General features: G+C 45.3%; 12 protein-coding genes. 3 read left to right on the forward strand and 9 right to left on the reverse strand.

The window, feature by feature from the left end:
- Positions 1 to 20 precede the first annotated feature (20 nt).
- The 3 genes from clpX to tig all read right to left on the reverse strand — a co-directional run bounded on the left by clpX (position 21) and on the right by tig (position 3,409).
- Positions 21 to 1,301: an ATP-dependent protease ATP-binding subunit ClpX gene (gene clpX / locus BSZ04_RS18870; protein ID WP_010447003.1), complete on the reverse strand. Its 1,281-nt coding sequence runs from the start codon at positions 1,299 to 1,301 to the stop codon at positions 21 to 23.
- A gap of 71 nt (positions 1,302 to 1,372) precedes the next feature.
- Positions 1,373 to 1,999, reverse strand: a complete 627-nt coding sequence (clpP, locus tag BSZ04_RS18875) for an ATP-dependent Clp endopeptidase proteolytic subunit ClpP (RefSeq protein WP_005430931.1) — start codon at positions 1,997 to 1,999, stop codon at positions 1,373 to 1,375.
- 105 nt (positions 2,000 to 2,104) lie between these two features.
- Positions 2,105 to 3,409: a trigger factor gene (tig, locus tag BSZ04_RS18880; RefSeq protein ID WP_010446997.1), complete on the reverse strand. Its 1,305-nt coding sequence runs from the start codon at positions 3,407 to 3,409 to the stop codon at positions 2,105 to 2,107.
- 525 nt (positions 3,410 to 3,934) lie between these two features.
- On the opposite strand from tig, the gene BSZ04_RS18885 reads away from it, so the two are divergent.
- The 3 genes from BSZ04_RS18885 (at position 3,935) to BSZ04_RS25310 (ending at position 7,344) form a co-directional block, all read left to right on the forward strand.
- Positions 3,935 to 5,740, forward strand: a complete 1,806-nt coding sequence (locus BSZ04_RS18885; protein ID WP_088881126.1) for a sensor histidine kinase — start codon at positions 3,935 to 3,937, stop codon at positions 5,738 to 5,740.
- A gap of 4 nt (positions 5,741 to 5,744) precedes the next feature.
- A complete protein-coding gene (locus BSZ04_RS18890; RefSeq protein WP_088881127.1) occupies positions 5,745 to 7,094 on the forward strand; it encodes a sigma-54-dependent transcriptional regulator in 1,350 nt (449 codons plus the stop codon).
- 67 nt (positions 7,095 to 7,161) lie between these two features.
- Positions 7,162 to 7,344 (forward strand): hypothetical protein, encoded by a 183-nt coding sequence (locus BSZ04_RS25310; RefSeq protein WP_081641268.1) that lies wholly within the window; start codon positions 7,162 to 7,164, stop codon positions 7,342 to 7,344.
- Between the two features lie 27 nt (positions 7,345 to 7,371).
- Here the strand turns inward: BSZ04_RS25310 and BSZ04_RS18900 are convergent, their stop codons facing one another.
- From BSZ04_RS18900 to BSZ04_RS25315, 6 genes are all read right to left on the reverse strand, one after another.
- Complete coding sequence (locus tag BSZ04_RS18900) at positions 7,372 to 8,733, reverse strand: TRAP transporter large permease (RefSeq protein WP_045392838.1); 1,362 nt, start codon at positions 8,731 to 8,733, stop codon at positions 7,372 to 7,374.
- A 3-nt stretch (positions 8,734 to 8,736) separates the two neighbouring features.
- On the reverse strand, positions 8,737 to 9,411 hold the full coding sequence (locus BSZ04_RS18905; protein ID WP_010446973.1) for a TRAP transporter small permease: 675 nt from the start codon (positions 9,409 to 9,411) through the stop codon (positions 8,737 to 8,739).
- 75 nt (positions 9,412 to 9,486) lie between these two features.
- Complete coding sequence (locus BSZ04_RS18910) at positions 9,487 to 10,485, reverse strand: DctP family TRAP transporter solute-binding subunit (RefSeq protein WP_010446971.1); 999 nt, start codon at positions 10,483 to 10,485, stop codon at positions 9,487 to 9,489.
- A gap of 215 nt (positions 10,486 to 10,700) precedes the next feature.
- On the reverse strand, positions 10,701 to 12,170 hold the full coding sequence (locus tag BSZ04_RS18915) for a protein adenylyltransferase SelO (protein ID WP_088881128.1): 1,470 nt from the start codon (positions 12,168 to 12,170) through the stop codon (positions 10,701 to 10,703).
- A 209-nt stretch (positions 12,171 to 12,379) separates the two neighbouring features.
- Positions 12,380 to 12,964: a sugar transporter gene (locus BSZ04_RS18920; RefSeq protein ID WP_231896302.1), complete on the reverse strand. Its 585-nt coding sequence runs from the start codon at positions 12,962 to 12,964 to the stop codon at positions 12,380 to 12,382.
- 86 nt (positions 12,965 to 13,050) lie between these two features.
- A complete protein-coding gene (locus BSZ04_RS25315) occupies positions 13,051 to 13,194 on the reverse strand; it encodes a hypothetical protein (RefSeq protein ID WP_231896303.1) in 144 nt (47 codons plus the stop codon).
- Positions 13,195 to 13,513: the final 319 nt, after the last annotated feature.

Raw genomic sequence — 13,513 nt, forward strand, 5'->3', positions numbered from 1 at the left:
CTTTTTATTCATGGCTGAATTTATTCTGCTCCAGCAGCCTGGTTGTCGGCATTGCTGTAAATAAGCAGTGGTTCTGATTCACCGTTAATCACTGATTCATCAATCACGACTTTACTTACGTCCGTCGCTGATGGCAGTTCGTACATGGTTTCTAGCAGAACGCCTTCTAGAATTGAACGCAGACCGCGAGCACCAGTCTTACGCTCCATTGCTTTCTTAGCGATAGCACGTAGCGCATCTTCACGGAACTCAAGTTCAGCGTCTTCTAGCTCAAACAATGCTGCGTATTGCTTAGTCAAAGCGTTCTTCGGTTCACAAAGGATCTGAATTAACGCTTCTTCATCAAGCTCTGTCAGTGTTGTTGTTACCGGCAGACGACCAATGAACTCAGGAATCAGGCCGTATTTCACTAGATCTTCAGGCTCTACCTGCATAAATAGTTCACCGACCGTTTTGGTTTCGTTTTTAGAACGCACTTCTGCGCCAAAACCAATACCTGTGCCTGTCGCTACACGCTGTTCAATCACTTTATCTAAGCCAGCAAATGCACCACCACAGATGAACAGGATCTTAGACGTGTCCACTTGTAGGAATTCTTGCTGCGGATGCTTACGGCCACCTTGTGGTGGAACCGATGCAACCGTACCTTCGATAAGTTTTAGTAGCGCCTGCTGAACACCTTCACCAGATACGTCACGCGTAATTGATGGGTTTTCAGCTTTACGAGAAATCTTGTCAATTTCGTCAATGTATACAATGCCGCGTTCAGCCTTAGCTACATCGTAATCACATTTTTGCAGAAGCTTCTGGATGATGTTTTCAACGTCTTCACCTACATAACCCGCTTCGGTTAATGTGGTTGCGTCAGCCATTGTAAATGGCACATCCAAGAATCGAGCTAGCGTCTCAGCAAGCAGTGTTTTACCACTACCCGTTGGGCCAATTAGAAGGATGTTACTCTTACCAAGTTCCACACCTTCGCTCGTTGTATCACCATTGCGTAAACGCTTGTAGTGGTTATATACCGCAACTGCGAGCACTTTTTTCGCGTAATCTTGTCCGATCACATAGTCATCAAGATGTTCACGGATCTGTTTTGGCGTTGGTAACGCTTCAGATTCTTTCTTAGGGAGAACATCTTTAATTTCTTCGCGAATGATATCGTTACATAAGTCGACACACTCGTCGCAAATGTAAACTGACGGACCTGCGATTAGCTTGCGAACTTCGTGCTGACTTTTGCCACAGAAAGAACAGTACAGCAATTTGCCGCTGCCGCTTTCTTTGCTTTTATCTGTCATTCGCTAACCTCTTAGCCTTTACTCTTTATGAATGAGTGTATATCAAATTTAGCCAAAATGCGCTGGCTAAATTACTCGCCGCGGTGGCTCAACACTGCATCCACAATACCGTATTCTACTGCCTGATCTGCCGACATGAAGTTGTCACGATCGGTATCGCGTTCAATCACTTCAAGAGGCTGGCCAGTATGTTCTGCTAATAGGTTGTTTAGCTTCTGCTTGATGGTCAGGATTTCCTGAGCATGAATTTGAATATCAGAAGCCTGACCTTGGAAGCCACCTAATGGTTGGTGGATCATCACTCGTGAATTAGGCAGAACGTAACGCTTACCTGGCGCACCACCTGCAAGCAGGAACGCACCCATAGAGCAAGCTTGACCCATACATACAGTACTTACATTTGGTTTGATGAACTGCATAGTGTCGTAGATAGACATACCTGCAGTTACGCTGCCGCCTGGAGAGTTGATGTATAGGAAAATGTCTTTATCTGGATTTTCAGATTCTAGGAAAAGTAGTTGAGCCACGACAAGGTTTGCCATGTGGTCTTCCACTTGACCTGTTAGAAAAATCACACGCTCTTTCAATAGGCGTGAGTAGATGTCGTAAGAACGTTCGCCGCGGGAAGTTTGTTCAACCACCATTGGCACTAGCGCGTCAATAATTGGCGACATTGCATTTTTTTCTTGGTAGCTCATATTCTTATGTCCCTAAAATAAATGGCCCGGATGATGAGTATCACACGGACCATTGTTAGCAGAATAGTCGACGTTAAGTCAACCTTCTACGCAAGATATTGCTTATTAAGCAGCAGGTTGTTGGTTAAGTAGCTCGTTGAAGCTTACTTCTTTCTCAGTAACCTGTGCTTTAGCGATGATCGCGTCGATAGCTTGCTCTTCTAGAGCAACGTTACGCATGTTGTTCATCATTTGCTCGTTTTGCTCGTAGTAAGCAACAACTTCTGATGGATCTTCGTATGCTGTAGCCATTTCTTCGATTAGCGCTTTAACTTTCTCGTCGTCAGCTTTTAGTTCTTCAGACTTGATTACTTCACCTAGTAGAAGACCTACAACTACGCGACGTTTAGCTTGCTCTTCGAACAGTTCACGTGGAAGCTGTGCAGCTGCTTCTGGGTTACCACCGAAGCGTTGTGCAGCTTGTTGACGTAGAACTTGGATTTCTTGTTCGATAAGTGCCGCTGGTACGTCGATGTCGTTTTGTGCAACTAGACCGTCGATAGCTTGCTCTTTGATGCGAGTCTTAATAGCTTGCTTAAGCTCACGCTCCATGTTCTTACGAACTTCAGCTTTAAGTGCTTCAACGCCACCTTCAGCAACACCAAACTTAGAAACGAACTCGTCGTTTAGTTCTGGTAGTTCACGAGCTTCAACTTTGTTCACTTTGATGGCGAACTTAGCTGCTTTACCTTTTAGGTTTTCAGCGTGGTAATCTTCTGGGAAGTTTACGTCGATTTCGAATTCCATACCTTTAGTTTTACCTTCGATACCGTCTTCGAAACCTGGGATCATGCGACCTGCGCCCATTTCTAGTGGGAAGTTTTCAGCTTTACCGCCTTCAAACTCTTCACCGTCGATAGAGCCAACGAAGTCGATGCTTACGCGCTTACCAGCTTCTGCTGCTTCTTCAACTTCAGCCCAAGTAGCTTGTTGCTTACGTAGAGTTTCGATCATCTCTTCTACGTCTGCATCGTTAACTTCAGTTGTTGGTTTTTCAACTGTGATGCTTTCTAGGCCTTTTAGCTCAACTTCTGGGTAAACTTCGAAAGTTGCAGTAAATACTAGGTCTGCGCCTTCGTTGTTTTCAACTGGAGCGAAAGTTGGTGCGCCAGCTGGGTTGATTTTCTCTTTTACGATCGCTTCGATGAAGTGACGTTGCATAACTTCACCAAGAACGTCTTGACGTACTGCTTTGCCGTACATCTTAGCAACCATTTTTAGAGGCACTTTACCCTTACGGAAACCATCGAAACGACGGTTTTTAGCGATGTTGCGTAGTTCAGCTGTAACAGCATCTTCGATGTTTGCAGCTGGAACAGTAATGTTAAGACGGCGCTCTAGGCCTTCTAGCGTTTCAACAGTAACTTGCATTATATATAAACCTCTAAAGTGGCTCGGTGTTTCCGAGCGTATGAGCGAACTCTCTGGAGTTAACGCTTCATCCTTGTGTAGTGCTCTATCCGAACACTTAATTTAAAATCGAGTATCGACACCGAATTTCAGTGCCGGACTAATCAGTGATATCTTCAACAAACCTGCTAAAGGTATCTCCTATTAGCCTCAGGACAGAATTTTAGACGCGACATTCTAGCGATCTGTTGTAACCCTGTCGAGCCAATCGCCACTATCTGCGCATTGTCTGTGCTAAATTCTCAAACGCCGACCTCATTTTCACTCAATCGGGCTCTAATCTAACGCCTATATGCGCTAGCCATATCTAGAATGGGGACAATAGCGACTTTTTCAAGAGAATCGACTGGTTTTTTTATCGAAAAGCCTAAAAAGAGATCTTGCTCTTGTTTTACTCCACAGAGTTGGAAACTATTTCGCCATTCGTTCAAACAAACCATTAACATTTCTTTACATGGACTTATGAAGAATTAGGAGCATGAAAGGATGTCACAGCGTCGCCGTATTTTGCTGTTTTTTTTCACCTCATATGTCTTCTGCGCACTACTTGGCGGCAGGTGGGTTTGGCAGCACAGTTATCAAGACCTACTCGACGAACACCAATCACAACTCGAACGCTTTTCTAGTCATATTCAGAACAAGCTCGATAAATACGCGCATATCCCTCATTTGTTAGCAAAAGACGCCCCCCTAATTGACGCACTGCTCACCCCAAACAATAGCGCTCAGCTTGAAATCACTAATCGATACCTTGAATCCGTAAATGAGGTTATCGAAGCCGCTGATACCTATTTAATTGACCAGTATGGCACCACCATTGCCGCGAGTAACTGGCGCAAACCGCGATCATTCGTCGGCCGAAATTTTGCCTTTCGTCCTTATTTCAAACAAGCCATCGTCGGCAGTAATAGTCAGTATTATGCGCTTGGTTCAACCTCGGGTAAGCGGGGTTATTACTACTCCTACCCCATTGTCTATGCAGGCGGTGCTATTGGTGTAGTGGTGGTAAAAATGGATCTAAGTAAAATAGAAGACATCTGGCAACAAGCGGCAAGCGTATTTGTTGCAAGTGATCCAGCCGGGATTATTTTTATGAGTAGCCGCGCTGATTGGTTATTTAAAAGCCTAAAACCGCTCAGTGAATCGCAGAAAGCACAGGTTTGGGCAAGCAAACAGTATTTAGATACCGAAATAGTCAGCCTTGATTTAGTCGGTAACTTAGAAGAGCAACATACTGAAGCAAAACAGGGTTATCCGTACAATAAAGGAACTTTGGTTATTTCCTCTATGCCATTGCCTCAGTTGGGGCTAACAATCCGAGTGATTTCTCCGCGTCATTCTGTGTTATGGACAACAATGAGCTATCTGCTCGTGCTCACGCTGTCCTTTACGATCTTGTTCCTCATCGGACAGCTTATCTACCACCGCCAACAACGCCACATCCAACTAGAACGAGTGCAGCAAGAGGCCAATCAAAAGCTGGAGTTTCAAGTCATGGCACGAACAGCGGAACTTCAAGCCGAAATTGCCCAACGAGCAGAAACAGAGCAAGTATTACGCCTCACACAAGATGAGCTAATACAGGCCGCTAAACTGGCAGTATTAGGGCAAATGTCAGCAAGCATTAGCCATGAACTAAACAACCCTCTCGCGGCAATTCGTAGCTTTGCTGAGAACGGTAAACTCTTTCTACAAAAAGAAAAATTTGATCGCGTTGAAGACAACCTGACACGCATTTCTGCACTCACCGACAGAATGGCCAACATTAGTCAACAATTACGCTCCTTCGCGAAGAAAACCAGTGGTAATGAACTGATTCGTGTTCACCTTTTACCTGTTGTGGCCTCAGTCAAAGAGTTAATGAAACCTGCATTCAAATCGGCTCGCGTAACGTTAGAAACAAATTTGATAGAACAAGATGTTGAAGTGCAGATTAATCCCATTCAGCTCGAACAAGTGCTGGTGAACTTACTGACTAACGCGTTAGAGGCCCTTAAAGAAAAAGAAGACAAACAGGTTGTGCTATCCGTTGAGCAAGACGAAGAGTCCCGGCTCGTATGGATTCATGTTGACGATAATGGCGCTGGACTCGGTGAGTTCACACTTTCAGAACTGTGTGAACCATTCTTAACCACCAAACAAAATGGCTTAGGTTTAGGGCTTTCTATCTCACAGCAAATTTTAGCCAGCATGAACGGTAAGTTAAGTGCACAGAATCGAGAACAAGGTGGTGCTCGATTCTCTCTTTGCCTACCAATGACATCAACCAGTGCCAAACTTTCAGAAGGATGAGACCATGTGCCAGGTGTTTTTTATTGATGACGAAGCAGATCTTAGACTTGCAATCGAGCAAACTTTTGAACTAGCCGAAATCGATGCTTGCTTCTTTCCTGACGCTGAATCGGCCCTAATTGCGATGCAACAAGGTGAAAAGGCAGGTGTTGTAATCACAGATATCTGTTTGCCAGGCATTTCTGGTATGGATTTGCTGACCACACTTAGTCAACGCGATGAGGATTTGCCTGTCATCATGATCACTGGCCATGGTGATATTTCTATGGCCGTTCAAGCCCTTCATCAAGGAGCTTATGACTTTATTGAAAAACCTTTCGCACCTGAGCATTTGCTTGAAACCGTTAAACGCGCCATTGAAAAACGTCAACTAACCAATGAAAACCGTAAGTTACGCCAATCACTCAAAGCCAGTAAAACACTTGGACCAAGAATCATCGGGGAAACTCCAAGTATTCAAATGCTACGCGAAACCATTAGCCACATCGCTGATACGAATGCAGACATCTTGTTGGTTGGTGAAACAGGAACAGGTAAAGAATTGATCGCCCGCTCTCTGCATGAACAGAGCTCCCGCCGCAATCATAACTTCGTCGCGGTAAACTGCGGTGCGGTGCCTGAAAACCTGATTGAGAGCGAGTTGTACGGTCATGAAAAAGGTGCCTTCACTGGAGCAGAAAGTCGCCGTATCGGTAAGTTTGAGTTTGCTCAGGGCGGAACTCTATTTTTAGATGAAATTGAATCGATGCCAATTCAGGCACAAATACGTTTACTCCGAGTGCTTCAAGAAAGAGTGATTGAACGTGTTGGTTCTAACGAGCTTCTGCCACTGGACATTCGGGTTATTGCTGCGACGAAGGTCGACTTAAAGCAGGCTGCCGAAGAAGGTACATTTAGACAAGACCTCTATTATCGCCTTAATGTTGTCACCCTCGATTTGCCGCCAATGCGGGAACGTAAAGAAGACATCCCTGCTCTGTTCCACCACTTCTTATTGGTCGCCGCATCACGTTACGGAAAAACCTCACCCAGTCTATCTCCCCAAGATTTGGCCCAGTTGATCGCACACGACTGGCCGGGCAATGTACGTGAATTACGTAATGCGGCAGAACGATTTGTTTTGCTAGGAAAACTCTCTCAATTAAGCGAAGCACCATCCGCCCCCCCAACCATTTCAAGCCTATCTGAGCAAGTTGCTGAGTTCGAGAAGGCCGCAATAGAGAACGCATTGCTGGAAAATAGCGGTAGCATTAAGCAAACCATGGAACAATTGAATGTGCCTCGAAAAACTCTGTACGACAAGATGCAACGTTATCAGATAGATAAAGACATATATAAAGAAAATGGCAGTTGAGCTTTCTTCACTCACCTAAATTGAACCATACTTTTTAGACGAACAAGCAATCATGGTTTCTTTGAGTATGAGTGAAAAAATCAGAGTACCGTTCATCAGTGACACCGTCATAATTGATGGCCACTATCAAGAGGAGAGGCGTTCAGGAGAAGAACGCCGTAAAAGCAATAAGAAGTGGAATGGATATGAACGAAGAGTCAACCCAGATCCTCGCTCATCGATCCACAAATCAATAGATGAAGAGGTTTAGTTCACCTCCTCATCTGTAGTTTTCCATTTACTTAGTAATAATCTCTGGCCCCATTAGTGTTGTTGGTAACCACGTCGATACCCATGGCACATAAGTAACGATTATGAGGAACAAGAACATCACGGCCACCCACGGTAAAGCAGCTTTCACTACATTCATCATAGACATTTTCGCGACCCCAGCAGTCACAAACAAGTTGAGCCCAACTGGTGGGGTTATCATACCTATCTCCATGTTGACCACCATCATGATGCCCAAGTGAATAGGATCGATACCGAGTGCGATTGCAATCGGAAATACCAAAGGCGCAACGATGATGAGCAAGCCTGATGGCTCCATGAACTGACCACCAATCAGCAGCAGAACGTTTACTACGATCAAGAAAGTGATTGGTCCGAGACCCGCTGACAGCATGGATTCGGTAATCATCTGCGGAATACGTTCTTCAGTAAGTACGTGCTTTAGAATTAAGGCATTGGCGATGATAAACAATAGCATGATTGTCAGCTTACCCGCTTCATAGAGGGTATGCTTAGTGTCTTTATGTACAAAGGTTTGAATCACTTTTACTATCGCTGGTTTGGTATTTTGTTTATCAGCAAATGGTCCCATGTCTTTGTAGATAAAGTTCGCGATAAAGAATGAGTACACTGCCGCAACCGCCGCAGCCTCTGTTGGTGTGAAAATACCGCCATAGATACCACCAAGAATGATCACCACCAGCAACAAGCCCCAGCTCGCATCTTTGGCTGCATCAAAGGTTTCTTTCCATCCCACAAATGGTTGCTTAGGTAGATTCTTAATCCTCGCGGCAATGTAGATGGCGATCATTAACATGACACCAGCAAGCAAGCCCGGAATCACACCACCAAGGAACATTCGTCCTACCGACACATCCGTTGCTGCGGCATACACTACCATTACGATCGAAGGTGGAATCAAAATACCCAACGTTCCGGCATTACAAATTACGCCCGCAGCAAACTCTTTTGAGTAACCATTTTTGATCATACCCGCGATAACGATACTACCAATCGCGACCACGGTCGCTGGAGACGAACCTGATAGCGCGGCAAACATCATACACGCCACTACCGACGCCATGGCTAAGCCACCACGGAACCAACCCACAATGGCAATCGCAAAGCGAATGATGCGTTTAGCAACACCACCAGTAGACATAAAGCTTGAGGCCAAGATAAAGAAAGGAATCGCTAACAAAGTGTAGTGGCCAGCAAACGCATTAAATAAAGTTTGTGCAACGGATGCTAAAGACGCGTCTGAATGCATTAATAGAAATAGAATACTGGAAAGACCCAGCGAGACAGCAATTGGCACACCGATCAACATGAAGCCAATAACCATCAAGAATAAAAACAGAATATCCATGATTTATTGCTCCTTACGATCTGATGATGACGTTGAACCACTTGGAATCGCATCGGCGGCTTCGCTCAACTCTTCTTTCAGAGCTTCTAGCTCTTCTTCTGCTTCATGACCAGCAATTAAACGATCCAGCTTCCCAGTCGCAATTTGCCAAGTAATTTGTACAAAACGGAAAGTGAGTAACGCCATCCCAAGTGGCAAAGCAAAGTAAGGAATAAATCGTGGTAGCTTCTCGTAGCGTTCGCCTTCATTGAGCCATTCAGCTAAAAACTGAAACACTTCAGGCATAGGAATATCATCAGTTTCATACCAAGCGCGCTCAGTGACAAATGGATACCAGTAGTTCCAAGAGCCGATCAAAAGCAAAATAGAAAACGCCAAACAGCAAGCAGAGGCAAGAAGTGCAAAGATTTTACGTTTTGGCTCTGAGACCATATTGATAATCACATCGACACCAATATGGAAGTGCTTCTTCACACCATAAGACGCCCCGACCAAAACCATCCATGCAAACATGAATACCGTTAATTCTAGAGCCCAAAGAATATTGTCATTAAAGACGTAGCGAAAGATCACGTTGGCAAACGTCAGCAGGGTCATAGCACCAAGAAAGAACGCTATCAACGTCTCTTCTATGGCATCGGTGATTCGCCCGGCCTTGGCAAAAAATGTCTGTTCCATAATTACATCACGTTATTATTCGGAAAAAGAGGCCCTCTCCATATGTTGGAACGTACGAGGGCCGGTCTAATGTTGTTATTGCTGGTTAGAAGCTAGCGCAGCATCGATTAAGTCAGAACCAATGTCTTTCTCAAACTTCTTCCACACAGGCTGAAGCGCCGTTACCCACTCTTGGCGCTGTTCTGCACTCAGAGAGCGAACCACACCACCTGCTTCAATAATGTTGCTCTTGTTAGCAAGGTTCACTTTGGTTGACTCTGCGTTACGCTGAGCGGAGACCTCTTGAATGATGGTATTTAGCTGTTCACGCTGGTCATCAGGCAGATTTTTCCAGAAGTCATTCGACGTCACTACGAGGTAATCCAGAATGCCGTGATTGGTCTCAGTAATACCGTCTTGTACTTCGAAGAACTTCTTACCGTAGATGTTTGACCACGTGTTTTCCTGACCATCGATGACTTTGGTTTGTAAACCGCCATACACTTCTTTAAACGACATTTTTTGTGGGTTTGCGCCAAGCTGTTCGAACTGGGCGACCAAAACGTCCGATGCTTGCACGCGGAACTTCAGCCCTTCGGCATCGCTTGGCAACATTAATGGCTTGTTGGCGGACATCTGCTTCATACCGTTGTGCCAGAACGCCAGGCCTTGCAAGCCACGTCGCTTCATTGCGTTCTTCAACTTCTCGCCAGATTCTGAGTTTTGAAAACGGTCAACAGCTGCAACGTCTTCAAATAGGAATGGAAGGTCGAAAATGCGGTACTTCTTGGTGAATTTCTCAAACTTTGAAAGAGAAGGAGCAGCGAGTTGAACATCACCGTTAAGCAGCGCTTCCAGTACTTTATTGTCATCGTAAAGCGTCGAGTTAGGGAACACCTGCATGCAGACTTTACCGTTCATTTCTTCATTGACGCGCTTTTCCAGTAGCGAAGCAGCAATGCCTTTCGGGTGTTTGTCCGTGTTGGTTACGTGGCTAAACTTAATCACAGTTTCACCAGGGTCACAGTTTGCAGCAGCATTAAAGCTAGTGATTGCCAGAGCAGAGACAGACAGTAGGGTTAGAGGCTTAAACATTATTATTCTCCTTGTTGAGTCACATCCCATCCTTTCCATGAGTACCTAAATGGGTAGAGGGTGATGGGTACGGATGTTCTACAAGGAGCAAGTTGCAGACCAAGTTAATTATTGATTATTAGTCAACAACTTAAGATTAAAAGAAGGATAGTTTAAAAAGACAAAGGGTCAAATCCACCCATACGAATGAACGAGATGGGTGGAAAATGACACATTTAAGAGGAACAGCTGATTTCCATCTTCTTGCCCCACTCTGGAGGCAGCTTGGCATAATCATCGAACTCAGGCTGCTCATCATAAGGACGCTTGAGCAGTTCAGCCAGTCGATTGACTTCACTGAAATCCCCCTCCTCAGCCTTATCAATGGCAAGTTGAGCAAGGTAATTACGTAAGATGTACTTCGGATTCACTTGGCGCATGCGCTCACAGCGTTGCTGCACAGTGACATGCTCACCGTTCTCGTCGACTTCTAACTCACAACGCGCAAGATATAAGTCTACCCATTCACTTGCCGCCTCTCGGTCAATAAACAGGTCTATCACAGCTTGGGAAGGTTTAGCATCAAGATTAGAGAGTTCGCGGAAGAAGCGGGAATAGTCTGTTTTGTTTTGATTCAACAGCTCAAACATGGCTTCAAACAAGCGGCCATCTTCGTCAACTTTGGTATGAAGGCCGAGCTTAGCACGCATCAACTCACTGAACTTTCGACTAAGGCGCACTTCAAATTTACCAAGCGCCGTTTCGAGATCTTCTCGATCTACAAGAGGCGACAAGGAGTGCGCCAAGGCAGAAAGGTTCCAAAGCGCGATGCGAGGTTGCTGCTCAAAGGCATAACGACCTTGGTAGTCCGAATGATTACAGATGTAATTTGGATCGTAGTCGTCGAGGAAGCCAAACGGCCCGTAATCAAAGGTTTGCCCAAGTATCGACATATTATCTGTGTTCATCACGCCATGTGCAAAACCGTAAGCCTGCCAGTAAGCAATCATCACGGCAGTTTTGTCTACAATAAGTTCGAACATTGCTGCGTATGGCTTCACCGCTTTTAAGCATTCAGGGAAATGCCACTCAATGACTTTGTCTGCAAGCAGCTTTTGCTCAGCTAGTTGATTGGTATAGAAAAAGTGCTCGAAGTGGCCAAAGCGGATGTGCGTTTCTGCAACACGGATCAGCAGTGCACCATATTCCATCTTCTCGCGATAAACTGGTGTGTCACTGTCCATCATGCCTAGCGCTCTGGTGGTAGGAATCCCTAGCCCTGCCATCGCTTCGCTACACAGATATTCACGCACCGTCGAGCGCAACACCGCACGGCCATCACCCATTCGTGAATATGGCGTCAACCCTGCCCCTTTGAGGTGAATATCAAACCAAGTGCCATCTTGGTGCTGCATTTCTGCCAGCAGCAAACCGCGACCATCACCCAGATCTGGGTTATACACCCCAAACTGATGACCCGCGTATTTCATTGCCAAAGGAGCAAATGGAGCAAAGTCCGCTTGCCCAGCAAACACATTTAACACCTCATCATTTGCAGCAACTGGTAAACCAAACTGCTGCGCGAACTCGCCATTCCAAACAACCCAACGAGTGTTGTCTAGCGGTTGTGGGGCAACATGGGTGAAAAATGCTGACGGTAGCGCACTGAATCGATGAGTGAAATTCACCCCTTCCCAAATGGACATTGCAGTTCCTTAACGATGACTTCCTGTTAAAGAGTATACGCCGTGAACGTGGTCACCTTCAGCCATGAATTGTGCATGGGTATTTATCAACACTAAAGCAAGGAGTCTAGAAGTGACAGCGCACAAAGAAATGCCGGCACTGCAAAAATGGTATTCGGAAGAAAGCGCTCCACTGCAACTCACCTGCAGTGGAACTCTTTGCTTACAGGTTAGGCTGGAAACTCGTCACTGTCCTGCTGAGGGGCAGGTACTTCTTTGAAGCGGGATCGCTCGATGTCTACGATAGTTCGATAGCTCAATGACAGTAGTGCAATTTGATAAGCGCCAAACAAACCAAAAATTACGCCCGACACAATCATTGCCAGCAGATGAGAGAACTCAGCAAACACCAACTGACTCAGTGTTCCAGCCAGCAATGGAATTAAGCCCATCAACACAAAAATCTGCTTGTTGAATGGACGGCTTTGTCGCCAAGCATCACCTAAACTGCGCGGCTCTCGATCCAGTGCAGTGGCAGGCAACACCAATGACCAACGAGACAGAACCCAATACCCCGGAACACTCAAGACCAAAGTGATCACCTCCAATGCCAAAGAGCTGATTTCTCCACCGTCTGCAATGATAAAAAACGTCACTAAGAATATTGGCAGCGCGATGATCAACCCCATTGCTAAAGCAAATAAAATCCACCAGCCGATAAAGCGCAGCTCACGCATGGATAAGCGCATCACATCAAGAGCGGAACGCATATATTCACGAGCAAGGTAAATGCGGTGAATGCGGACCGCTGCCATCGCTGTAACCAATGGATACAAAAGAAAGGTCGTAATAAAAAAACCGACACCAAAGCTGGAAAAGTCAGGCTCTTGAGAGCCTTGGACTAAAGCTTCTTGATATTGGGTAATAAAATGGTGTGAACCACTATCAAAGGAATACAAGCGATAATAATGGTGAGCAAGTTTGCTCTAACCATGACGATTGCTTCTTGGCAAATAGCCGATATCGAAAACTGATTATCAGACATAAAAATATCCTTACTTTTATAAGTTCTAGGGTCTATTGACCTTTTGAGCTGATTTTTGCAGCAGTTTGTGGATTCTTTATACAAGGCAGAGGCTTTGAAATGTAGTTGCCCTACCTGATAAGCCGATAACGCAGTAGAAAGGAGCCACAAACGCTGCCCAAAGGGTTCGACTAAAAGCGTTTTACTCTTTGTTGAGAGGATTTTGCTTAGAATAACTAAGCTACAAACCTCTCGCCGCGATTAAAACGCTTTTATCTCGAACAAAATTTAACCGCAAAAGGTCAACAGACCCTAACCATAGACTACGCCTCAAAAATAC

Source organism: Vibrio rotiferianus, from assembly GCF_002214395.1.
Classification (GTDB): Bacteria; Pseudomonadota; Gammaproteobacteria; order Enterobacterales; family Vibrionaceae; genus Vibrio; species Vibrio rotiferianus.